Origin of the sequence: Xylophilus ampelinus, assembly GCF_003217575.1 — a bacterium.
GTDB classification, from domain to species: Bacteria; Pseudomonadota; Gammaproteobacteria; order Burkholderiales; family Burkholderiaceae_C; genus Xylophilus; species Xylophilus ampelinus.
This window is the reverse complement of record NZ_QJTC01000002.1, coordinates 251,277-272,187: the sequence shown is the minus strand read 5'-3', so window position 1 is coordinate 272,187 and position 20,911 is coordinate 251,277. Positions and strand designations below refer to the sequence as shown.

Below are 20,911 nucleotides of genomic sequence, written 5' to 3'. Positions count from 1 at the left end.
GCGCGCGCCCGGTCAGGCTGCCCGGGTTCGCCGCGGCGGCTTTCTCGTGGCCGGCCGGGTTTGGTAAGGTGGCGCGATGACCACCGCCCCCGGCGCCCACCGCATCGACGCCTTCACCGACGCGCTCTGGCTGGAGGACGGCCTCTCGCGCAACACCCTGGCCGCCTACCGGCGCGACCTGGCGCAGTACGCCGCCTGGCTGGCGGGGCAGGGCCTGGCCCTGGACGACACGGCCGAGCACCATCTGCAGGCCTTTTTCGCCGCCGAGCATGCCAAGACCCGCGCCACCACCGCCAACCGGCGCCTCACCGTGCTGCGCCGCTACTTCCACTGGGCGCTGCGCGAGAACGCCATCGCCGCCGACCCGACCCTGCGCCTGCGGCCGGCCAAGGCACCGGTGCGCTCGCCGTCGATGCTCAGCGAAGGCCAGGTCGACGCGCTGCTGAGCGCTCCCGATGCCTCCACCCCGCTCGGCCTGCGCGACCGGGCGATGCTGGAACTGCTGTACGCCAGCGGCCTGCGAGTGAGCGAGCTGGTGTCGCTGCCGGTCTTCGGCCTGCAGATGAACGACGGCATCGTCCGCGTCACCGGCAAGGGGGCGACCGAGCGGCTGGTGCCTTTCGGCATGGTGGCCCGCGACTGGCTGCGCCGCTACCTGGACGAGGCCCGGCCCGCGCTGCTCGGCGGCCGCCAGAGCGAGGATTTGTTCGTCACCGGACGCGACGGCGCCGCGATGACGCGGATGAACTTCTGGCTGATCGTGCGGCGGCATGCGCTGGCGGCCGGCATCCATTCGAAGCTCTCGCCGCACACGCTGCGGCATGCTTTCGCGACCCACCTGCTCAACCACGGCGCCGACCTGCGCGCGGTGCAGCTGCTGTTGGGCCACGCCGACATCTCGACCACGACGATCTACACCCACGTGGCCCGCGAGCGGCTGAAGACGCTGCATGCGGCGCACCATCCGCGGGGCTGAGCCGGCACCGTGCGCGCGCAAGCGCTCACCACCCGCGACGTTCCCTGCGGCGGCACCGCGGCCGCTTTCGCCCGGCACAAGCCTGAGGGGGCGCTTCATTCTCCGAGGGAGTCCGCCCAGGTCAGCGCATTCAGGTGGGCCCAGTTAACCTGGTGGTTCGACAGGTGCAGCGCGCCCGAGGCTTTGGCGAAGGCTTCTTCGTCGCCGCTCTCGCAGGCGATGGTCAGCTCAAGGAAGGGCGCGAAGATGCCGCTCCTGTGCAGCAGCGCGTCGAGCACCGGCTGCGGCAGCGCGACCGATTCCAGCGCCTTGTCGAGCGGCATGCCCAGCATCGCGTCCAGCAGCGAGAACACGCCGACCACGAAGGCGTTGTCGCATTCGTCGGGCGGCATCAGCTCGGCGGCCAGCAGTTCCATCAGCCGGCCGCGCACCACGGCGGTGGTGCCGAGGGCGGGCGGCGAGCCGTCGCGCGACGTGGTCATCAGAAGCGCCGCCCAGCGGAACAGCTTCTTCATGCCCAGGATCATCACCGCGTGGCGGAACGAGGTGATCTCGACGCTCAGGCCGAAGCCCGACGAGTTGATGAAGCGCAGCAGGTTGAAGGACAAGGTCGGGTCCTTCTTCAGCAGTTCCTCGATTTCGGCCGCATCGGCCTGGCGGCGCACCAGGTTGATCAGCTGCAGGATGATCGCCTGCGACGGCCGGACGGTCTTGGACTGCACCAGCGTCGGCCGCGCGAACCAGTAGCCCTGGAACAGCTTCACGCCCAGGTTCGCCATGTGCTGGTGCTGCTCGCCCGTCTCGACCTTCTCGGCGATGATCTTCGCTTTGGTCTGGGTGCTGACGAAACGCACCAGCGATTCGGCCATCGCCTGCGAGAACGCGGTCATGTCCAGCTTGATGAAGGCGGCCAGCGGGATCCAGGAGGCATACGGCTTCTTCAGCACCGACTGGTTGAACGCAAGGCGGAAACCCTTGGCGTGCAGGTCTTTCAAGACCAGGGCGCGCGCCTCGATCTCCTCGGGCGGGTCATCCTGCAGTGCGGGGATTTCCAGCACGACTTTCTCGGGGTGGACCAATTCCAGGTGGCCGCCGGTGAGGCTTTCGTGCGTGCAGTTGACGAACACCGTCTTCTTGCCGACCAGCACTTCGGCATCGGCGCCCGAAAGCGTATTGAACAGCACGGCCGCATCGGTGGTCGCGTTGTGCTCGCTCGGGACGGTGGAGCGGTCGAAAAGCTCGTAGCCGAAGACTTCGCGCTTCTCGTCGACGATGGCCTGCCGAGCGATCAGCCCGGCCGCGGGCGACGTGTTCTCTGCGAGAGGCGCTTCTGGGGCAACGGAGTTTGGCGTGCTGGACATCGAGGACCGATAGCAAAAAGGGGTCTGAAACGCACAAATACGTTTCAGTGAGCAACAATTCTAGGCAGTGCGACGCCCCGCTGCCGCATGGAAGACCCCACCCGGGCAAATTTTATCCTGCTGTGGCCACTTAATATGCGGGTGTTAATCGACCCCGTCTGACCAAGCCAGCGCCTGCAGGTGGGCCCAGTTCACTTCCTGACTGCTCAGCCCCAGCGTCTCGGAGGCCACGGTGAAGGTGCGGTCGTCTCCTGTCTCGCAGGCTTCGGTCAGCTGCAGGAACTGGCCGAGCGGGCCGGTGCGGTGCAGCAGGGCGTCGATCACCTCGTGCGGCAGGGTCAGCAGCTTCACCGCCTGGTCCATCGGCATGCCGAGCATCACGTCCAGCAGCGAGAAGATGCCGGCCACGAAGGCATGGTCGCGCTGTTCGGGCGTCAGGCGGTCGGCCACCAGCAGCTCCATCAGGCGGCCGCGCACCACCGCCAGGCTGCTCACCGCCGGCGGCGTACCGTTCTTCGAGGCCAGCAGCAGCAGCGCGGCCCAGCGGAACAGCTTCTTCAGGCCGAGGATCATCACCGCGTGACGAAAGGAGGTCACCTCGCGCTGCAGGCCGAATCCCGACGAATTGATCAGCCGCATCAAATTGAAAGCCAGGCCCGCGTCGCGCTTGAGCATTTCCTCGATCTCGACCGTGCTGGCCTGGCGCCGGATCAGATTCACCAGCTCGATCGTCGCGACTTGCGAGGGCGACACCAGCCGCGTCTCGACCTCGGCCGGCCGGGCGAACCAGTAGCCCTGAAAGAGCGCGAAGCCGATCGCATGCGCGGCCTCGAACTGCTGCTGCGTCTCGACCTTCTCGGCCACTAGCTCCGCATCGCAGTGCTGCTGGGCGTAGCGTGCAAGCGTGGTCAGTTCGGTGGCCGAGAGCGCCGCCAGGTCGAACTTCACATAATCGGCCAGGGCCAGCCAGGGCGCATAGACCGGGGCGAGCACGGTGGAGGAGAACGCCAGCTGGAAGCCGCGCTCCCGCAGGCTGGAGAGCACCGGCGTGCGGTCCTCGATGCTTTCGGCATCGGCCTGGTCGAGGGGCGGTATCTCCAGTACCACCTTGTCGGGCTGGATCAGGTCGAGGTGGCCGCCGGCCAGGCTGTTGTGGGTGCAGTTGACGAAGAGTTGCAGCCGGCCGATCAGGTCTTCGCTGCCGGCATGCGACAGGGCGTGGAAGATGAGGGTGACGTCGGTCGCGGCGGTGTGGGCGCCCGCGCCCTGGGAACGGTCGAAGAGTTCGTAGCCCACTACCGCGCGGTCTGCGTTCACGATCGCCTGGCGGGCGATGATGGCGGGATTTTCGCGCGGGGCCGCAGGGGCTGGGGCGGGGGGATTCGGCATGGAGGTCCCGGTGGAATCTGGTGGATGCGGAGGCGGGGCATGGCCCTGTCGATCGAGCATTCTAAGAACGTCCGACCGCCCGGCCCGTATCGGGGCGGAGCGGCGCGCTCATTCGCTCAGCGCCTGCAGTTCCGCGGGGCTGAACCCTGCCGCAGCCCGGGCCGCCAGGTTGAAAGGTCCGCGCAGCCGCGGGGCGCGGTGGCTGCGGGTCAGCTCGCGGTAGGTGGCGATCGGCTCCAGCCCGCGCCGGGCGCAGAGCCAGGCATACCAGCGGTTGCCCACCGCGACGTGACCGATCTCGTCGCGCAGTATGACGTCGACGATCGCGGCGCCCGCCTTGTCGCCCACCGAAACCAGCTTGTCGCGCACCGCGGGCGAGGCGTCCAGGCCGCGGGCCTCCATGGTCCGCGGCACCAGGGCGACGCGGGCCAGCACGTCGTGACGGGTGCGTTCGGCCATCTCCCACAGGGCGTTGTGGGCCGGGAAATCGCCGTAGGCGAAGCCCATGCCTCGCAGGTGGTCGCGCAGCAGGGAGAAGTGCAGGGCCTCCTCCTGCGCGACGCGGATCCAGTCGCGGTAGTAGTCGTCGGGCATGCCGGAAAAGCGCCAGGCCGCGTCCGCCGCCAGGTCGATCGCGTTCAACTCGATATGGGCCAGCGCGTGGATCAGCGCGGCGTGACCTTCGGGCGTGGCGAGCGAGCGCTGCCGGATCTCGGTGGGCGCCACTAGCGCGGGCCGGGCAGGGCGGCCCGGAATGCCGGGCGGCAGGGCGATCGCGTCGGCGGCGCCGGTCGGGCCGGCGGGCTGCAGCGCGCGTCCCTGCAGGCACTTGCGGTCGGCATCCGGCTCCAGCAGGACGGCGAGGGCGTTATGGCGGAGGGTCGGCATGGTGGGCGGGCGAAGAAGCTGGGGCTGCGGCCCGCGGCACCGCACTGTAAGGCCTGCGCCGTGCCGTTCCTACAATGTTCGAGCGCTCGACGCCCCCTGCAAGGAGACACGACATGGCCCTCTACGAACTCGATGGAACCGCGCCGCGCGTGCCCGCCTCGGCCTGGGTGGCCGACAGCGCCCAGGTGATCGGCGACGTGCAACTGGGCGAAGACGCCAGCGTCTGGTTCGGCGCGGTGCTGCGCGGCGACACCGCCACCCTCCGCATCGGCCGCGGCACCAACGTGCAGGACCTGAGCGTTCTGCATGCCGACCACGGCGTGCCGCTCGGCATCGGCGAGAACGTGACCATCGGCCACCAGGCGATGCTGCACGGCTGCACCATCGGCGACGAGACGTTGATCGGCATCGGCGCGGTGGTGCTCAACAACGCCCGCATCGGCAGGAACTGCCTGGTCGGTGCCGGCGCGCTGGTCACCGAGGGCAAGGAGTTCCCCGACGGCTCGATGATCATCGGCAGCCCGGCCCGGGCGATCAAGCAGCTGAGCCCCGGACAGATCGAGGGCCTGCGGCAGAGCGCGCGGCACTATGTCGAGAACGCCCGCCGCTTCAAGGCCGGGCTCAAGAAGCTCGGCTGACGCGTCGCGCGGCACGCACCTGCCGCGGCGTGTTTCTTGCGAGCTTCCATCGCCATGCGCTACCGCACCACGCTCGACGCCCGGGTCTTCGCCTTCGACGACCTGCGGCAGGTCATGGCCTGCGCCGGCCCGGCCCGTTCGGGCGACACCCTGGCCGGCATCGCGGCCGAGAGTGCGCAGCAGCGGATGGCCGCGCGCTTCGTGTTGGCCGACCTGTCGCTGAAGGTGTTCCTGCAGGACGCCCTGGTGCCGTACGAAGACGACGACATCACCCGGCTGATCCTGGACACGCACGACGCTGCCGCGTTCGCCGCCATCTCGCACCTGACCGTCGGCGGCTTTCGCGACTGGCTGCTGGGCCCTGCGGCCACGCCGGCAGCCCTGGCGGCGCTGGCGCCCGGCATCACGCCCGAGATGGCGGCCGGCGTATCGAAGCTGATGCGCAACCAGGACCTGGTCGCGGTCGCGCGCAAGTGCCATGTCACCACCCGGTTCCGCAACACGCTGGGCCTGCCGGGCCGGCTGGCGGTGCGGCTGCAGCCCAACCACCCGACCGACGACCTGCGCGGCATCGCCGCCTCGGTGCTCGACGGGCTGATGTACGGCGCGGGCGATGCGGTCATCGGCGTCAACCCGGCCTCCGACAGCCTGCAGGCGCTGGGCGAGCTGACGCGCCTGCTCGACGAGGTGGTCCGGCGCTTCGGGATTCCCACCCAGACCTGCGTGCTGACCCATGTCACCAACACCCTGCGGCTGGTGGAGGCGGGCGCGCCGGTCGACCTGGTGTTCCAGTCGATCGGCGGCACCGAGCAGACCAACACCGCCTTCGGCGTCACGCCCGCGCTGCTCGACGAGGCGCACGACGCGGCCCGCGCGCTGCAGCGCGGCACGGTGGGCGACAACCTCATGTACTTCGAGACCGGCCAGGGCAGCGCGCTCTCGGCCGGCGCCCACCACGGGGTGGACCAGCAGACCTGCGAGGCCCGCGCCTACGGACTGGCGCGGCGCTATCGGCCGCTGCTGGTCAACACGGTGGTCGGCTTCATCGGACCCGAGTACCTCTACGACGGCAAGCAGATCGTGCGCGCCGGGTTGGAAGACCATTTCTGCGGCAAGCTGCTCGGCCTGCCGATGGGCTGCGACGTCTGCTACACCAACCATGCAGAGGCCGACCAGGACGACATGGACACGCTGCTGGTGCTGCTGGCCGCCGCGGGCCTCACCTTCCTGATCGGCGTGCCGGGCGCCGACGACGTCATGCTGAACTACCAGAGCACCTCGTTCCACGACGCGCTGTTCCTGCGCGACACCCTGGGCTGCCGCCGCGCGCCGGAGTTCGAGGCCTGGCTGCAACGGATGCAGCTGGCCGATGCCGACGGCCGCCTGCTGCAGCCCGGCACCGCCCACCGGCTGCTGCGGGGCATGGGCGGCCTGGGCGCCGGTTCTCCTTGAGGCCACGGCATGGACGACGTACCCACCCCCTCCGGCACCACGACCCCCCCCGACGTTCAGCCCGACGCCTGGACCGACTGGCGCACCGCCACCCCGGCCCGCATCGCCCTGGGCCGTGCCGGCGTGGCGACGCCCACCGCCGAGACGCTGCGATTCGGCTGGGCCCATGCCCTGGCGCGCGATGCCATCCACACCTCGCTCGACGCCGAAGCGCTGGTCGCGGACCTGCAGGCCGACGGCTGGCAGGTGCTGCAGACCCGCAGCCAGGCGCCCGACCGGACCACCTACCTGCGGCGGCCCGAACTGGGCCGCCGGCTCGAAGAAGACGCTGCCGAAGCCCTGCGCGCGGCAGCGTCGCCGGACGCGCCCGCGCTGTGCATCGTCGTCGGCGACGGCCTGTCGTCGCTGGCCGTGCAACGGCACGCGCAGCCGCTGCTGCAGGCCTTGCGCACCGCTCTGCCGGCCGACGTGCCGCTGGGCCCGGTGGTGGTCGCCACCCAGGCCCGGGTGGCGCTGGCCGACCCGGTCGGCGAATGCCTGGGCGCGGCGATGACGGCGATGCTGATCGGCGAGCGGCCCGGGCTCAGCTCGCCCGACAGCCTGGGCATCTACCTGACCTACGGCCCCCGCACAGGCCGGCGCGACGCCGAGCGCAACTGCATCTCCAATGTGCGGCCGCAGGGCCTGGGCTATGCCGAGGCGGCCCGCAAACTGGCCTGGCTGGTGGGCCGGGCGCTGCACCGGCGGCTGACCGGCGTGGCGCTGAAGGACGAGAGCGACCGGCCGGTGCTCACGCCCGGCACGGCCACGCCACGCATGGCGCCCTGAGGCGGCGCGTCGGCGGCCGAATTCCGCAGGCATGGCAATGGCTTGGGGTTGCTGACGACACCGGTCCGCCGGGCTCCCTACAATGGCCGCATCTCCTTTTTCGATGCGCCGGCGAATGCCCGAGCGTTCGCCGTCACGCAGCAGTGCAGGAAGAAAAGCGTGTCCGAAATCCACACATTCATCTTCGACGGCATGCCTGTGCGCGGCACCCTGGTGCGGCTGACCGACGCCTGGCAGGAAATCCTGCGGCGCCGCGCCTCCAACAGCCAGGGCGGCGCGTTCCCGCAGCCGGTGCGCCAGTTGCTCGGCGAGATGGCGGCGGCCGGCATGCTGATGCAGTCGGGCATCAAGTTCAACGGCGCGCTGGTGCTGCAGATCTTCGGCGACGGCCCGGTCAAGGTGGCGGTGGCCGAGGTGAAATCCGACCTGCGGGTGCGGGCCACCGCCACCATCGTGGGCGACGTGCCGGCCGACGCCGGGCTGAGCGCGATGGTCAACTTGCACAACCAGGGCCGCTGCGCGATCACCCTCGACCCTAAGGACAAGTTCCCCGGCCAGCAGCCCTACCAGAGCATGGTGCCGCTCTTCGGCGACCGGGGCGAGAAGCTGGAAAAGCTCAGCGACGCGCTGGAGCACTACATGCTGCAGAGCGAGCAGCTCGACACCACCCTGGTCCTGGCCGCCGACGACAACGTCGCCGCCGGCCTGCTGATCCAGCGGATGCCGGTGGAGGGCACGCACAACCTGGCGGGCAGCCTGGTCAGCCGGGAGAACGAGGCGCTGATCGGCGCCGACGAGGATTTCAACCGCCTGTCGCACCTGGCCTCCAGCCTGCAGCGCGACGAGCTGCTGACGCTGGACGTCGACACCATCCTGCGCCGCCTGTTCTGGGAAGAGCCGCTGGCCCGCTTCGTGCCGCAGGAGGACGAGCCGGTGCCGCGCTTCGAATGCAGCTGCAGCGCCGAGCGGGTGCGCGGCATGATCCGCGGCCTGGGCCGGGAAGAGGCCGAGTCGATCGTCGCCGAGCGGGGCGAGATCGAGGTGGGCTGCGAGTTCTGCGGCCGGCAGTACCGGTTCGACGCGCTCGATGCCGAGCAGATCTTCGCCGCCGGCGAGCATCCGCTGCCGGGCACGACGGCGGTGCAGTAGCCGCGGCCCGACCTCAGCCGGCGGTGCCGCGGTCGCGCAAGGCGGTGAACAGGCGGCGCTCGCATCCCGGGTCGCCGCAACCCTCGCAGCGCCAAGCGGGCGCAGGGCTTTTTTTCGAATGAAAAGTGCCTGTAGCCGTTATGAAAAGCCGACCACTAGCTATAGTATTGATAGCATCAAGTGCGTGGAGCAGCCGGGCATCCCCCTGGCCATATATCACCTGGCAAGGCAGCGCCGCCCGCCGCAGGGCGGCACGCACCCGCGCATCGACCGGCTCGCGGACTTGCGGCCCGTCGCGCTGCAGGCCATCGGCCACCCAGGGAAGGTCTAGCCCGGTCAGCAGAGTGGCGGCGTAGCCGCGCTGGTGCTCCAGTGCGAAGGGGTAGAGCGACAGGTCGTCGAACAGCAGGTCGCTGTAGACCGCGGTCATCAGGGGCGTGGTGTCGGTCACCACCAGATCGGTGCCGGGCCGGGCGCGGGCGGCGTCGGTGCGGCGGGCCTGCTCGGCGGCGATCGCCATCTGCTCGTCGGGCCGTGGCGTGCGGCCCTCGCGCTCGCACCAGCCACGCAGCACCTCGTCGACCACCGTGACCCGCAGGCCGCATGCCCGCAGGTGCGATGCCAGGGCGGCGGCGAGGTCGGTCTTGCCGGTGCTTTCGGCACCGACGATTGCGACGGCCGGCGCCAGCGAAGGCGCCGTCATGCCGCGGCGTCGCCCGGCGCCATTCGCCGCCGCCACGCCCGCCAGCCGACGATGCTGAGTGCCGCGAAGAGCGCGTAGAGCACCACGGTCAGCCACAGCCCCTTGTAGGCGAACAGACCGACGCACACCACATTCACCACCAGCCACAGCCCCCAGTTGTCGATGTATTTGCGGCCCAGCAGGAACTGGGCGACCAGGCTGGTCGCGGTGGGAAACGCATCCCACCACGGCACGTCGCTGTCGGTGTAGCGCGCCAACGCCAGGCCGATGACCGGCCAGAGCAGCAGGCAGGCGAGCAGGGTGGCCCGACGGCCGCGGCGGCCGAGACGGCCCACGGTCAAGGGCTTGCCATCGGCCCGCCGGCCGGCCAGCCACTGGGTCCAGCCCCACAGGGCCACAAGCGCGAAAAAGACCTGCAGCGATGCGTCGGCATACAGCCGGCTGCGCCAGAAGACGAAGAAGTAAAGGACCGAGCTGAGGATCGCCAGCGGCCAGCCCCAGTGCCGCTCGCGGATGTTCATCCGCACCATCCACAATCCCAGGGCGAAGCCCAGTACCTCGGCCCAGGAGGCCGGAGCGCCCCAGAGCACGAAGGCGGGTGCGAACAGCAGGGCGGACAGGGTATCGGTCATGGGCAGCGGATGCGCCGGAGGCGATGGCGGGCCGGCAGCACCGTGCCGGCCGCGGTCACTTGGCCAACTGGACCAGGATCTCGTTGGGCTTGACCATGCCCAGCTCGCTGCGGGCCTTTTCCTCGACCATGTCGAGGCCTTCGCGCAGATCGCTCACCTCGGACGTCAGCCGCTCGTTGACCCGCAGCGACTCGGCGTTGGCCACCTTCTGGGTCTCGATCTGCTGGCGCATCAGCTTGACGGCCGGTACGCTGCCCCGGCCCAGCCAGAGCTGCGCATGCAGGCCCGCCAGCACGACGAGCAGCACCAGGGGCACGATTCGGTTGACCATCTCAGCCTTCGTTCACGGGGGTAAGTACCAGACACGCACCGCCACTGCAGCGCGCATTTATCAGGGAACCCGTGGAACCGGCTTTGCCGGGCCGCCGGGTTCGCCCCCTGGAGGGGGCCCCTGGAGGGGGAGGCGCCACCGGCGCCTCGGGGGGGTGGTTCATCGGAGGTTGTAGAAGGCCGTGCGGCCGGGGTACACCGCGATGTCGCCCAGGTCTTCCTCGATGCGCAGCAGCTGGTTGTACTTGGCGGTACGGTCCGAGCGCGACAGCGAGCCGGTCTTGATCTGGCCGGCGTTGGTGCCGACGGCGATGTCGGCGATCGTGCTGTCCTCGGTCTCGCCCGAACGGTGCGAGATCACGGCGGTGTAGCCGGCGCGCTTGGCCATCTCGATCGCGGCGAAGGTCTCGGTGAGGGTGCCGATCTGGTTGATCTTGATCAGGATCGAGTTGCCGATGCGCTTCTCGATGCCTTCGGCCAGGATCTTGGTGTTGGTGACGAACAGGTCGTCGCCCACCAGCTGGACCTTCTCGCCCAGGCGCTCGGTCAGGTGCTTCCAGCCGTCCCAGTCGCCTTCGGCCATGCCGTCCTCGATCGAGATGATCGGGTACTTGTCGACCCAGGTGGCCAGCATGTCGGTCCACTGCGCGGCGCTCAGCGTCAGGTGCTCGCCGGCGATCACGTATTGGCCGTCCTTGTAGAACTCGCTCGCGGCGCAGTCCAGGCCGAGCGCGATCTGCTCGCCCGCGGTGTAGCCGGCGGCCGAGATGGCCTCCAGGATCAGCTGGATCGCGGCTTCGTGGCTGTCGACACTGGGGGCGAAGCCGCCTTCGTCGCCGACGGCGGTACTCATGCCGCGGTCGTTGATGATCTTCTTGAGCGCATGGAAGATCTCGGCACCGTAGCGGACGGCTTCGCGGAAGCTGGGGGCGCCCACCGGGATGATCATGAACTCCTGGATGTCCAGCGAGTTGTTGGCGTGCGCGCCGCCGTTGATCACGTTCATCATCGGCACCGGCAGCTGGACCGCGGCCATGCCGCCGAAGTAGCGGTAGAGCGGCAGGCCCGATTCCTCGGCCGCGGCGCGGGCCACGGCCATCGAGACGGCCAGCATCGCGTTGGCGCCCAGGCGGCTCTTGTTGTCGGTGCCGTCCAGGTCGATCAGCGTCTTGTCGAGGAATCCCTGCTCGGACGCGTCCAGGCCCAGCACCGCTTCGGAGATCTCGGTGTTGATGTGCTCGATGGCCTTCAGCACGCCCTTGCCGGCGTAGCGGCTCTTGTCGCCGTCGCGCAGCTCGATCGCCTCGCGGCTGCCGGTGGAGGCGCCCGAGGGCACAGCCGCACGGCCCATCACGCCGGATTCCAGCAGCACGTCGCATTCGACGGTGGGGTTGCCGCGGCTGTCGAGCACTTCGCGGCCGACGATATCAACGATTGCGCTCATACGTTCTTCTCTTTCATTGGGGTGCTGAATCGGGGGGAGGGCGGCCGGCACACGCGGCGGCGGATCGGATGTCTAAACACCTTCGACCGCCACCATCTGCATGATGGCCGCGCCCTGGCGGGCGATGCGCGCCTTGTCGTACTCGGGCGACGCGGCGAAATCCTGGGCCTTCTGGTAGCTGGGGAACTTGAGTACCACCAGGCGCGAGGGCGACCAGTCGCCTTCGATCACGGTCAAGGCGCCGCCGCGCACGCAGACCTCGGCGCCGTGGACCCGCATCGCCTCGGTGGACCACTTCTTGTAGTCCTCGTACTGCGTCGGGTCGGTCACCTGGACGGTGGCGATGATGTAGCCGCTGCTCATGCGAAGGAGTCCTCGAGAAAGGGGTGCCGCTTGGTCACGTCGTCGAGCGCCACCAGCGTCTCCAGCAGCGCCTTCATATGGCGCAGCGGCACCGCGTTGGGGCCGTCGGACAGGGCGTTGGCCGGATCGGGATGGGTTTCCATGAAGAGGCCCGCCACGCCGACCGCCACCGCCGCGCGCGACAGCACCGGCACCATCTCGCGCTGGCCGCCGGAGCTGGTGCCGTTGCCGCCGGGCAGCTGCACCGAATGGGTCGCGTCGAACACCACCGGCGCGCCGGTCTCGCGCATGATCGACAGGCTGCGCATGTCGGAGACGAGGTTGTTGTAGCCGAAGCTCGCGCCCCGCTCGCAGGCCGTGAAACTGTCTTCGGACAGGCCGGCTTCCCTGGCCGAGGCGCGCGCCTTGTCGATCACGTTCTTCATGTCGTGCGGCGCGAGGAACTGGCCCTTCTTGATGTTGACCGGCTTGCCCGACTGGGCCACCGCGCGGATGAAATCGGTCTGGCGGCACAGGAAGGCGGGCGTCTGCAGCACGTCGACCACCTGGGCCGCGGCCCGTATGTCGTCCTCGTTGTGCACGTCGGTCAGCACCGGCACCTGCAGCGTCCGCTTCACCTTGGCCAAAATCTCCAGGCCCTTCTCGCGGCCCGGGCCGCGGAAGCTGGTGCCCGACGACCGATTGGCCTTGTCGAAGCTGCTCTTGAAGATGAAGGGAATGCCCAGCGCCGCGGTGATGTCCTTCAGCTGCCCGGCGACGTCCATCTGCAACTGCTCTGACTCGACCACGCAGGGTCCGGCGATCAGGAAGAACCGGTGCTGCAGCCCGATGTCGAAGTCGCAGAGCTTCATGCCGGCACCTCGGCCGCCGGGGCTTCTAGGGGCTGCGCGCCGGCGGCACGGTGCTCGACCGCCGCCTCGATGAAGGCGTTGAACAGCGGGTGGCCGTTCCAGGGCGTCGACTTGAACTCGGGGTGGAACTGCACGCCGATGTACCACGGGTGCACCGTCCGCGGCAGCTCGACGATCTCGGTCAGGTGCTCGCGCTGGGTCAGCGCCGAGATCACCAGGCCGGCACTGCGTAGCTGATCGAGGTAGTTGACGTTGGCTTCGTAGCGGTGGCGGTGCCGTTCGGTGACCACGTCGCCGTAGATGTCGTGGGCCAGGGTGCCGGGCGCCACGTCGGAGCTTTGCGCCCCTAGGCGCATCGTGCCGCCCAGGTCGGAGCTGGCGTTGCGCGTCTTGATCGTGCCGTCGGCGTCCTTCCACTCGGTGATCAGGGCGATCACCGGGCAGGGGGTGGCGGGCTCGAACTCGGTGCTGTTGGCGTCCGGCAGGCCCGCCACGTGGCGGGCGTATTCGATGGTGGCCACCTGCATGCCGAGGCAGATGCCCAGGTACGGCGTCTTGCTTTCGCGGGCGAAACGGGCCGCGCAGATCTTGCCTTCCACGCCGCGCTTGCCGAAGCCGCCGGGCACCAGTACCGCGTCGTATGCGGCGAGCCGCGAGACGCTGTCGGGCGCGATGGTTTCGGAATCGACGTACTCGATCTTCACCCGCACATGGTTGCGCATGCCGGCGTGGCGCAGGGCCTCGTTGAGCGACTTGTAGCTGTCGGACAGGTCGACGTACTTGCCGACCATCGCGATCGTCACGTCGCCGCGCGGATGGGCGGTCTCGTAGACCAGGTCGTCCCAGCGCTTCAGGCTGGTGGGCGGCGTGTTCAGGCGCAGCTTGTCGCAGATCAGGCCGTCGAGGCCCTGCTCGTGCAGCATGCGTGGCACCTTGTAGATGGTGTCCACGTCCCACATGCTGATCACGCCACATTCGGGTACGTTGGTGAACAGCGAGATCTTGGCGCGCTCGTCGTCGGGAATGCGGCGGTCGGCACGGCAGAGCAGGGCGTCGGCCTGGATGCCGATCTCGCGCAGCTTCTGCACCGTGTGCTGGGTCGGCTTGGTCTTCAGCTCGCCGGCCGCGGCGATCCACGGCACGTAGGTCAGGTGCACGAAGGCGGTGTTGTTCGGCCCCATGCGCAGGCTCATCTGGCGCACCGCCTCGAGGAAGGGCAGCGATTCGATGTCGCCCACGGTGCCGCCGATCTCGACGATCGCCACGTCCACCGCGTCGGCGGTGCCGATGCCGGCGCCGCGCTTGACGTACTCCTGGATCTCGTTGGTGACGTGCGGGATCACCTGCACCGTCTTGCCGAGATAGTCGCCCCGGCGTTCCTTCTCCAGCACCGACTGGTAGATCCGGCCGGTGGTGAAGTTGTTGGTGCGCTTCATCCGCGTCTCGATGAACCGCTCGTAGTGGCCCAGGTCGAGGTCGGTTTCCGCGCCGTCGTCGGTGACGAACACCTCGCCGTGCTGGAAGGGGGACATGGTGCCCGGATCCACGTTGATATAGGGATCGAGCTTGATGAGCGTGACCTTGAGGCCCCGCGATTCAAGGATCGCGGCAAGGGAGGCTGAGGCGATTCCCTTGCCCAGGGAAGACACCACACCGCCGGTGACGAAGACGAATTTGGTCATGTCGAAGTCGGAAAACCCGTGAAGGCGGTCCGCTCGGGGAGCTGGTAAAGCGAGATTATAGGTTTGGGCCGGTGCGGTTTCGGTGGCGGGCGGTGCCGATCCCCTCTGCTACATTGGCGCGCTCCGTAGGCTCGCCACCCCGCCGCGTCCCCCCCCCCCACCTGCCGAACGCCCCTTCCATGGACCTGTCTGGAAAACACCTGGTGCTCGGCCTCAGCGGAGGCGTCGCCTGCTACAAATCGGCCGCCTTGTGCCGGGGCCTGGTCAAGGCCGGCGCGACGGTGCAGGTGGTGATGACCGAGGCGGCCGGGCGGTTCATCACGCCGGTGACGATGCAGGCTCTGTCGGGCCGGCCGGTCTGCGGTTCGCAGTGGGACGCGCGCGAAGACAACGCCATGCCGCACATCAACCTGAGCCGCGAAGCCGATGCGGTGTTGATCGCGCCGTGCAGCGCCGACTTCATCGCTCGGCTGGCGCAGGGCAGGGCGGACGAACTGCTCAGCCTGCTCTGCCTGGCGCGGCGCGCCGGCCAGCCCCTGCTGCTGGCCCCGGCGATGAACCGCGAGATGTGGACCCACCCCGCCACGCAGCGCAACCTGGCGCAGGTGCAGGCCGACGGGGCCACGGTGCTGGGCGTCGGCAACGGCGACCAGGCCTGCGGAGAAACGGGCGACGGTCGCATGCTGGAGCCCGACGAGATTCTCGAGGATCTGATCGCCTTCCTGGCGCCGAAGCCGCTGGCCGGCTGCCGGGTGGTCGTCACCGCCGGCCCGACTTTCGAGGCGATCGACCCGGTGCGGGGCATCACCAACCGTTCGTCCGGCAAGATGGGTTTCGCCATCGCACGCGCGGCCCACGTGGCCGGCGCCGAGGTGACGCTGGTATCGGGACCGGTGGCGCTCGCAACGCCGCGCGGCGTGCGACGCGTCCGGGTCGAGTCGGCCCTGCAGATGCAGGCGGCGGTGCAGGCGGCGGTGGGCGCCGCCGACGTCTTCGTCTCCACCGCCGCGGTGGCCGACTGGCGGACCGCGACCTTCCATGACGCGAAGATCAAGAAGGACGGATCGGGCGATGCGCCGACGCTGGCGTTCGTCGAGAACCCCGACATTCTGGCGGCCGTTGCCCAGTCCGACCGGGCCCGCTCCGGCGCGTTGTACTGCGTCGGTTTCGCGGCGGAGACGCACGATCTGCTCGCCAATGCCGAGGCCAAACGCCGCCGCAAGGGCGTGCCGCTGATGGTCGGCAACATCGGCCCTGCGGCTTTCGGGCAGGACGACAACCAGTTGCTGCTGGTGGACGAAAAAGGCAGCCGCCTGCTCGACCGCGCGTCCAAGGCGAAGCTTGCGCACGAATTGATAGCAGAGATCGCTTGCGCCCTGCCGGCCAGGCACTGATTGGGTTGAGGAATAATGGAACTGGACGTCAAGATCATCGACCCCCGCATGGCGGAGCGGCTGCCGGCCTATGCGACGCCGGGCAGTGCCGGGCTGGACCTGCGCGCCTGCCTGGACGCGCCCCGGACACTGGCCGCCAACGCTTGGCAGCTGGTGCCCACCGGCATCGCGATCCACCTGGCCGACCCGGGCTACGCCGCGATGATCCTGCCGCGCTCGGGCCTGGGCCACAAGCACGGCATCGTGCTGGGCAATTTGGTCGGCCTGATCGACAGCGACTACCAGGGGCAGCTGATGGTCAGCGCCTGGAACCGCAGCGGCACGGCCTTCACCATCGAGCCGATGGAGCGGATCGCCCAGCTGGTCATCGTGCCGGTGGTGCAGGCGCGCTTTCGGGTGGTGAACGGGTTCGAGGCCTCGGCGCGGGGCGAAGGCGGCTACGGCTCGACCGGAACGGCCTGATCGGGCCGGACGGCGTCGGCCAGGACCGGACACATCCGGCAACGGTCTTTGCTGCGGCTATGCAAGCCATGGTCGGCCCGCACCTACCCTATAGGCGTTCTTTTCCGACGCGGCTACGCGGAGCGCGCCGAGCAGGATATGCTGGACGGCATGTTCGACTCGGAAGTTCGCGGTGTGCAGCAGACGTCCACAAGCACCCCTCATCCAGGAGCCTCCCATGAAAACCATCTCTCGTTTTTCCACCATGGCCATCGGCGCGGTCGCTGTCGCAACCCTGAGCGCCTGCGGCACCGATCCCTACTACGGTCGTCCCGCTGCCAACTATCCGGCCCAGTATCCCGCACCGGTCGCGCAGCCCGCGCCCTATCCGGCGTACGAGCATGGCGGTGCGTATGCCGAATTCGGCCGAGTGTCCAACATCGAAGTGCTGCAGTCCGAGCAGGCGCGTGCACCCTCGGGCGCCGGCGCGATCATCGGCGGCGTGCTCGGTGCCGTCGTGGGCAATCAGATCGGCAGCGGTGGCGGACGGGCCCTGGCCACCGGCATCGGCGTCGTCGGCGGTGCCGTGGCGGGCAACCAGATCGAGGGCAACCAGCGTGGGCGCGTGGTGCAGACCTACCGGATTTCGGTGCAGGTCGACAACGGCAGCTCGCGAGCCTTCGACGTACCGGCTCCAGGCGATCTGCGCATCGGCGATCGGGTGCGCATCCAGGGCGGTCAGCTGCAGCGCATCTGACGACGTTGCTCTGCGCGAAAAACGGCTGCCTTCGGGCAGCCGTTTTGCTTGGTTGGTGAGCAGGCGCTAGTGCAGGCTTTCGCTACCGGGTGCCTGGGTCTGGATGCGGAAGAAGCCGGTGCCGAGCGTACCGCGCCCTATCTCTTCTTCTGTCGCTTCGCGCACGCTGTCGACCGTCAGGTGGATGCGGATGGCGATACCCGCCAGCGGATGGTTGCCGTCCAGCACCACATGCTCGGGATAGATTTCCGACACGGTGTAGAGCGCGTCCTTCGGCGCCTCGGGGTTCGTGCCTTTCGGCAGCGCATGGCCTTCGAAGGTCATGCCTTCCTCCAGCTCGGGCGGGAACAGCCTGCGGGGTTCCAGGAATAGCAGGCGGTCGTTGAAATCGCCGAACCCTTCCTCGGGCTCGATCTGCAGCGCGAGTTCGTCGCCGGCGACATGGCCCTGCAGCGCCCGCTCGATCGGTGCCAGCAGGTCGTCGCCCCCCAGCAGGAACTCGACGGGCTCGTCGAGTACGTCGAGTTCTTCGCCCAGGGTGTCGGTCAGGGTCCAGGTCAGTGCGACCACGCATTGAGGGATTATTTCCATAAGAGAATTGTCGCAGTTCGACTCTGTCCGCTTCTCTCCATGGATACCTCCTTGCCGCTGGCGCTTCTCGGTGGGCTCAGCGCCGACACGTTCATGCGCCGCCACTGGCACAAGAAGCCGTTGCTGGTGCGGGGCGCCATCGCTTCGCCCGGCGACCTGCTGCCGGCGCGCGCCGACCTGTTGGCGATGGCCGCGCGCGACGATGTCGAATCGCGCCTCATCGTCGGCGAAGGGGCCGGCTGGAAGATGCGGCACGGTCCGCTGGCCCGGCGCGCACTCCCGTCGTTGAACCAGCCCCGCTGGACCTTGCTGGTACAGGGGCTCGACCTGCACCACGACGGCGCGCACGGCCTTCTGAAAGCGTTCGGCTTTTTGCCGGCCGCGCGGCTCGACGATGTGATGGTGAGCTTCGCCACCGACGGCGGCGGGGTGGGGCCGCACTTCGACAGCTACGACGTCTTTCTGCTGCAGACGCACGGCAGGCGGCGTTGGCGCATCGGCAAGCAGAAGGATCTTTCGCTGCGGGACGACGTGCCGCTGAAGGTGCTCGCGAATTTCGAGCCGGAACAGGAGTTCGTGCTGGAGCCGGGCGACATGCTCTACCTGCCGCCGCGGTACGCGCACGACGGCATCGCCGAAGGCGAGTGCATGACCTGCTCCATCGGGTTTCGCGCACCACGGCGCGGCGAACTCGCGCAGGACATCCTGCAGCGTATGGCCGAGCACGCCGCCGAAGGCAACGACGCACTGTATGCCGACCCGCGGCAGCCCGCGGTCGCCAACACGGGCGCCATTCCTGCAGAGATGGAGCACTTCGCGCGGGCTGCGGTCGCCCAATGGCTGGAGGACCGCGATGCGGTGGCTTGTGCCTTGGGCGAATACCTGACCGAACCGAAATCGCAAGTCCGGTTCGAGCAAGGCGCGGCGTTCGACCCGGCCAGCGCCGCCCACCTCGACAGGCGCACCCGCATGCTCTACGACGCGCGGCACATCTTCATCAACGGAGAGAGTTTCCTCGCGAGCGGACGCGATGCACGGCTGATGCGGAAGCTGGCGGATCGACGGCGGCTGGACGCCGCGGACATGGCCACAGCGAGCGCCGGCGCACGCGAGATTCTGGCCGACTGGTGCGAGGACGGGTGGCTGCGCCAAACGTCATGACCTGGTAAGAGCGGCTAACACAACCCAGCGAAGCGGTGCTGGCTAGGCGCCGCATCGCAGACAGTACGAGTAGTACGACAAGGTGCGGCAACGACGCCAGAAGGGTTGTGTTAGCCGCTCTAAGCGCGGTGCAATGCACGCGCGCTGCAACGTCCTACCTGTCGACCAGCAGGTAGCGAGTCTGTTACGTTTGGATGAAATGGAACGCAACTGCTTAACGTCGCGGCGTTGGCGTGCCCCTACAATGAATGTCGACATCGCCGCAGACGGTCATTCCGCCCGAACGATTGATAACTCCAGATGGACAAGGATCCGAAAATCATGAGAAATTCCCTCGTTTTGGCAGGCTTGGTGTCTGCCGTCGCATTGGCGGCCTGCGGCAAGAAAGCAGAACCGGTTCCGGCCCCTCCGCCGCTGCAGGCACCCGCTCCGCCTTCCACCGCGGCTCCCGTACCCGGCGCCGCCATCGGCCCCGGTCCCGCCACCTCGGCAGCCCCGGATACGACCACCCCCGCAGGCTCGGCTAACGACGCTGCCAATGCAGCCAACAACGCTGCGGGCGCTGCGAGCAGCGCCAATGCGGCTGCAGACGCGGCAAACGATGCGGCCAAGAGGGCGGCGGACGCTGCTGCGGAAGCAGCCAAGAAGTAATTGCGGCGTAGGCCGCATGCGTGGGTTTTAGTATCTTGATCGGCGACGGTATCGTACGTTTCGGTATCCGGTGAATGCATGATGGCATTGCCTGGATAGACAAAAAGAAAATCCGCCACGCAGGTGAAACTGCGTGGCGGATTTTCTTTTGGGGATTGTAATTTTGTCGCAGGCTTGATGCTTTCATGCGCCGTGCTTGTCCGCTTCGCTGGTGAACGCGTCGGCAAAAAATTCCTCTGCCGGCAGTCCGCGCTCTTGCACATATGCTTTTTGTGCCGACTCCACCACGATCGGAGCGCCACAGGCATACACCTGGTGACCGGAGAGGTCGGCGAAGTCGTCCAGCACGGCCTGGTGGACGAAGCCGGTACGGCCGGTCCAGGCGTCCTCGGGCAGCCCATGCGAGACCACGGGCACGTAGGTCAATTGCGGCAGCTCGGCGGCCTTCTGCAGCACCCAGTCGTGCAGGTACAGGTCGCCCGGGCGGCGGCCGCCCCAGTACAGCGTGACGGGTCGGTCGAGCCCCCTGAACTGGATCCGCTCGATCAGGGCCTTGACCGGCGCGAAGCCGGTGCCCGACGCCAGCAGCACGATCGGTTTTTTCGATTCTTCCCGCAGGAAGAAGCTGCCGAACGGGCCTTCGCAGCGCAGGATGTCCTTTTCCTTCATCGCGCCGAACACGTGGTCGGTGAACTTGCCGCCGGGCATGTGGCGGATGTGCAGTTCGGCGCTCGGGCCGCTTTCTTCCTGGCGGTGGGGCGCGGTCGCCATCGAGTACGCACGGCGGCTGCCGTCGCGCAGGATGAATTCGATGTACTGGCCGGCGTGGTAGCGCAGATGCTCGGTGGCGGGCAATTGCAGGCGCAGCAGCATCACGTCATGCGATTTTCGCTCCAGCGACGACACCCGGACCGGCATCTTGCGGACCGGGAAAGCGCTCTCGTCGGTGACCTGGCGCGATTCCAGCACCACGTCGCTCTGCGGCACCGCCCGGCAGGTCAGGACGAAGCCCCGGGCTTGCTCATCGGCCGACAGGGCCTTGCTCTGGTGTTCTCCGTGGACGACGGCCCCTTCGAGCTTGCGGCACTTGCACGAACCGCAGGCGCCGTCCTTGCAGCCATAGGGCAGGCCGATGCCCTGGCGGATCGCCGCGGCCAGGATGGCTTCGTCGGGCTGGGTGGTGAAGGAACGCCCGCTGGGCTGCACGGAAATGGTGAAACGCATCGCTCG

General features: G+C 68.5%; 22 protein-coding genes. 9 read left to right on the top strand and 13 right to left on the bottom strand.

The window, feature by feature from the left end; all coding sequences use genetic code 11:
* The first annotated feature begins 76 nt into the window (after nt 1–76).
* On the top strand, nt 77–976 hold the full coding sequence (gene xerD / locus DFQ15_RS02855) for a site-specific tyrosine recombinase XerD (RefSeq protein ID WP_110464502.1): 900 nt from the start codon (nt 77–79) through the stop codon (nt 974–976).
* A gap of 95 nt (nt 977–1,071) precedes the next feature.
* Here xerD and DFQ15_RS02850 read toward each other — a convergent pair whose 3' ends face one another.
* The 3 genes from DFQ15_RS02850 to DFQ15_RS02840 form a co-directional block, all read right to left on the bottom strand.
* Nucleotides 1,072–2,337 (bottom strand): EAL and HDOD domain-containing protein, encoded by a 1,266-nt coding sequence (locus tag DFQ15_RS02850; protein ID WP_110464501.1) that lies wholly within the window; start codon nt 2,335–2,337, stop codon nt 1,072–1,074.
* A gap of 144 nt (nt 2,338–2,481) precedes the next feature.
* Nucleotides 2,482–3,726, bottom strand: coding sequence for an EAL and HDOD domain-containing protein (locus tag DFQ15_RS02845; protein ID WP_110464500.1), 1,245 nt, complete (start codon nt 3,724–3,726; stop codon nt 2,482–2,484).
* 108 nt (nt 3,727–3,834) lie between these two features.
* Nucleotides 3,835–4,614, bottom strand: coding sequence for a ferritin-like domain-containing protein (locus DFQ15_RS02840; RefSeq protein ID WP_110464499.1), 780 nt, complete (start codon nt 4,612–4,614; stop codon nt 3,835–3,837).
* 113 nt (nt 4,615–4,727) lie between these two features.
* On the opposite strand from DFQ15_RS02840, the gene DFQ15_RS02835 reads away from it, so the two are divergent.
* From DFQ15_RS02835 to hslO, 4 genes are all read left to right on the top strand, one after another.
* Nucleotides 4,728–5,252: a gamma carbonic anhydrase family protein gene (locus DFQ15_RS02835; protein WP_110464498.1), complete on the top strand. Its 525-nt coding sequence runs from the start codon at nt 4,728–4,730 to the stop codon at nt 5,250–5,252.
* 54 nt (nt 5,253–5,306) lie between these two features.
* Nucleotides 5,307–6,704: an ethanolamine ammonia-lyase subunit EutB gene (locus DFQ15_RS02830; RefSeq protein ID WP_110464497.1), complete on the top strand. Its 1,398-nt coding sequence runs from the start codon at nt 5,307–5,309 to the stop codon at nt 6,702–6,704.
* A gap of 9 nt (nt 6,705–6,713) precedes the next feature.
* The gene (gene eutC / locus DFQ15_RS02825; RefSeq protein WP_110464496.1) at nt 6,714–7,532 is read left to right on the top strand and encodes an ethanolamine ammonia-lyase subunit EutC; all 819 of its coding nucleotides are present in this window, start codon (nt 6,714–6,716) and stop codon (nt 7,530–7,532) included.
* Between the two features lie 159 nt (nt 7,533–7,691).
* Complete coding sequence (gene hslO / locus DFQ15_RS02820; protein WP_110464542.1) at nt 7,692–8,681, top strand: Hsp33 family molecular chaperone HslO; 990 nt, start codon at nt 7,692–7,694, stop codon at nt 8,679–8,681.
* Between the two features lie 13 nt (nt 8,682–8,694).
* On the opposite strand, the gene DFQ15_RS02815 is transcribed toward hslO, so the two are convergent.
* The 7 genes from DFQ15_RS02815 to DFQ15_RS02785 form a co-directional block, all read right to left on the bottom strand.
* Complete coding sequence (locus DFQ15_RS02815) at nt 8,695–9,384, bottom strand: AAA family ATPase (protein WP_110464541.1); 690 nt, start codon at nt 9,382–9,384, stop codon at nt 8,695–8,697.
* The gene (gene pnuC / locus DFQ15_RS02810; protein WP_110464495.1) at nt 9,381–10,016 is read right to left on the bottom strand and encodes a nicotinamide riboside transporter PnuC; all 636 of its coding nucleotides are present in this window, start codon (nt 10,014–10,016) and stop codon (nt 9,381–9,383) included. The genes DFQ15_RS02815 and pnuC overlap by 4 nt, the downstream gene beginning before the upstream one ends.
* 55 nt (nt 10,017–10,071) lie before the next feature.
* Complete coding sequence (locus DFQ15_RS02805; protein WP_055833641.1) at nt 10,072–10,347, bottom strand: FtsB family cell division protein; 276 nt, start codon at nt 10,345–10,347, stop codon at nt 10,072–10,074.
* 159 nt (nt 10,348–10,506) lie between these two features.
* On the bottom strand, nt 10,507–11,790 hold the full coding sequence (gene eno / locus DFQ15_RS02800) for a phosphopyruvate hydratase (RefSeq protein ID WP_110464494.1): 1,284 nt from the start codon (nt 11,788–11,790) through the stop codon (nt 10,507–10,509).
* Nucleotides 11,791–11,862: 72 nt separating this feature from the next.
* Nucleotides 11,863–12,153 carry a DUF1330 domain-containing protein gene (locus DFQ15_RS02795; RefSeq protein WP_110464493.1) on the bottom strand — a complete coding sequence of 97 codons (291 nt, stop codon included), beginning with the start codon at nt 12,151–12,153 and terminating at the stop codon, nt 11,863–11,865.
* Nucleotides 12,150–13,004: a 3-deoxy-8-phosphooctulonate synthase gene (gene kdsA, locus DFQ15_RS02790; protein ID WP_110464492.1), complete on the bottom strand. Its 855-nt coding sequence runs from the start codon at nt 13,002–13,004 to the stop codon at nt 12,150–12,152. The genes DFQ15_RS02795 and kdsA overlap by 4 nt, the downstream gene beginning before the upstream one ends.
* Nucleotides 13,001–14,686, bottom strand: a complete 1,686-nt coding sequence (locus DFQ15_RS02785) for a CTP synthase (protein ID WP_110464491.1) — start codon at nt 14,684–14,686, stop codon at nt 13,001–13,003. Before DFQ15_RS02785 ends, kdsA begins: the two co-directional genes overlap by 4 nt.
* A gap of 179 nt (nt 14,687–14,865) precedes the next feature.
* On the opposite strand from DFQ15_RS02785, the gene coaBC reads away from it, so the two are divergent.
* From coaBC to DFQ15_RS02770, 3 genes are all read left to right on the top strand, one after another.
* Nucleotides 14,866–16,080 carry a bifunctional phosphopantothenoylcysteine decarboxylase/phosphopantothenate--cysteine ligase CoaBC gene (gene coaBC / locus DFQ15_RS02780; protein WP_110464490.1) on the top strand — a complete coding sequence of 405 codons (1,215 nt, stop codon included), beginning with the start codon at nt 14,866–14,868 and terminating at the stop codon, nt 16,078–16,080.
* Nucleotides 16,081–16,095: 15 nt separating this feature from the next.
* On the top strand, nt 16,096–16,542 hold the full coding sequence (gene dut / locus DFQ15_RS02775) for a dUTP diphosphatase (protein ID WP_110464489.1): 447 nt from the start codon (nt 16,096–16,098) through the stop codon (nt 16,540–16,542).
* A gap of 217 nt (nt 16,543–16,759) precedes the next feature.
* Nucleotides 16,760–17,278: an outer membrane lipoprotein gene (locus DFQ15_RS02770; RefSeq protein ID WP_110464488.1), complete on the top strand. Its 519-nt coding sequence runs from the start codon at nt 16,760–16,762 to the stop codon at nt 17,276–17,278.
* A gap of 66 nt (nt 17,279–17,344) precedes the next feature.
* On the opposite strand, the gene DFQ15_RS02765 is transcribed toward DFQ15_RS02770, so the two are convergent.
* A complete protein-coding gene (locus DFQ15_RS02765; RefSeq protein WP_110464487.1) occupies nt 17,345–17,869 on the bottom strand; it encodes an FKBP-type peptidyl-prolyl cis-trans isomerase in 525 nt (174 codons plus the stop codon).
* Nucleotides 17,870–17,908: 39 nt separating this feature from the next.
* On the opposite strand from DFQ15_RS02765, the gene DFQ15_RS02760 reads away from it, so the two are divergent.
* Nucleotides 17,909–19,030, top strand: a complete 1,122-nt coding sequence (locus tag DFQ15_RS02760; RefSeq protein WP_110464486.1) for a JmjC domain-containing protein — start codon at nt 17,909–17,911, stop codon at nt 19,028–19,030.
* A gap of 239 nt (nt 19,031–19,269) precedes the next feature.
* Here the strand turns inward: DFQ15_RS02760 and DFQ15_RS18095 are convergent, their stop codons facing one another.
* Nucleotides 19,270–19,908 carry a hypothetical protein gene (locus DFQ15_RS18095; RefSeq protein WP_310593090.1) on the bottom strand — a complete coding sequence of 213 codons (639 nt, stop codon included), beginning with the start codon at nt 19,906–19,908 and terminating at the stop codon, nt 19,270–19,272.
* Nucleotides 19,865–20,905, bottom strand: a complete 1,041-nt coding sequence (locus tag DFQ15_RS02750) for a CDP-6-deoxy-delta-3,4-glucoseen reductase (protein WP_110464485.1) — start codon at nt 20,903–20,905, stop codon at nt 19,865–19,867. Before DFQ15_RS02750 ends, DFQ15_RS18095 begins: the two co-directional genes overlap by 44 nt.
* Nucleotides 20,906–20,911: the final 6 nt, after the last annotated feature.

What these genes read in the sequence shown, in the direction of transcription:
- xerD (WP_110464502.1), top strand. Translation starts at nt 77, where the DNA reads ATGACCACCGCCCCCGGCGCCCACCGCATCGACGCCTTCACCGACGCG.
- DFQ15_RS02850 (WP_110464501.1), bottom strand. Translation starts at nt 2,337, where the DNA reads ATGTCCAGCACGCCAAACTCCGTTGCCCCAGAAGCGCCTCTCGCAGAG.
- DFQ15_RS02845 (WP_110464500.1), bottom strand. Translation starts at nt 3,726, where the DNA reads ATGCCGAATCCCCCCGCCCCAGCCCCTGCGGCCCCGCGCGAAAATCCC.
- DFQ15_RS02840 (WP_110464499.1), bottom strand. Translation starts at nt 4,614, where the DNA reads ATGCCGACCCTCCGCCATAACGCCCTCGCCGTCCTGCTGGAGCCGGAT.
- DFQ15_RS02835 (WP_110464498.1), top strand. Translation starts at nt 4,728, where the DNA reads ATGGCCCTCTACGAACTCGATGGAACCGCGCCGCGCGTGCCCGCCTCG.
- DFQ15_RS02830 (WP_110464497.1), top strand. Translation starts at nt 5,307, where the DNA reads ATGCGCTACCGCACCACGCTCGACGCCCGGGTCTTCGCCTTCGACGAC.
- eutC (WP_110464496.1), top strand. Translation starts at nt 6,714, where the DNA reads ATGGACGACGTACCCACCCCCTCCGGCACCACGACCCCCCCCGACGTT.
- DFQ15_RS02815 (WP_110464541.1), bottom strand. Translation starts at nt 9,384, where the DNA reads ATGACGGCGCCTTCGCTGGCGCCGGCCGTCGCAATCGTCGGTGCCGAA.
- pnuC (WP_110464495.1), bottom strand. Translation starts at nt 10,016, where the DNA reads ATGACCGATACCCTGTCCGCCCTGCTGTTCGCACCCGCCTTCGTGCTC.
- DFQ15_RS02805 (WP_055833641.1), bottom strand. Translation starts at nt 10,347, where the DNA reads ATGGTCAACCGAATCGTGCCCCTGGTGCTGCTCGTCGTGCTGGCGGGC.
- eno (WP_110464494.1), bottom strand. Translation starts at nt 11,790, where the DNA reads ATGAGCGCAATCGTTGATATCGTCGGCCGCGAAGTGCTCGACAGCCGC.
- DFQ15_RS02795 (WP_110464493.1), bottom strand. Translation starts at nt 12,153, where the DNA reads ATGAGCAGCGGCTACATCATCGCCACCGTCCAGGTGACCGACCCGACG.
- kdsA (WP_110464492.1), bottom strand. Translation starts at nt 13,004, where the DNA reads ATGAAGCTCTGCGACTTCGACATCGGGCTGCAGCACCGGTTCTTCCTG.
- DFQ15_RS02785 (WP_110464491.1), bottom strand. Translation starts at nt 14,686, where the DNA reads ATGACCAAATTCGTCTTCGTCACCGGCGGTGTGGTGTCTTCCCTGGGC.
- coaBC (WP_110464490.1), top strand. Translation starts at nt 14,866, where the DNA reads ATGGACCTGTCTGGAAAACACCTGGTGCTCGGCCTCAGCGGAGGCGTC.
- dut (WP_110464489.1), top strand. Translation starts at nt 16,096, where the DNA reads ATGGAACTGGACGTCAAGATCATCGACCCCCGCATGGCGGAGCGGCTG.
- DFQ15_RS02770 (WP_110464488.1), top strand. Translation starts at nt 16,760, where the DNA reads ATGAAAACCATCTCTCGTTTTTCCACCATGGCCATCGGCGCGGTCGCT.
- DFQ15_RS02765 (WP_110464487.1), bottom strand. Translation starts at nt 17,869, where the DNA reads ATGGAAATAATCCCTCAATGCGTGGTCGCACTGACCTGGACCCTGACC.
- DFQ15_RS02760 (WP_110464486.1), top strand. Translation starts at nt 17,909, where the DNA reads ATGGATACCTCCTTGCCGCTGGCGCTTCTCGGTGGGCTCAGCGCCGAC.
- DFQ15_RS02750 (WP_110464485.1), bottom strand. Translation starts at nt 20,905, where the DNA reads ATGCGTTTCACCATTTCCGTGCAGCCCAGCGGGCGTTCCTTCACCACC.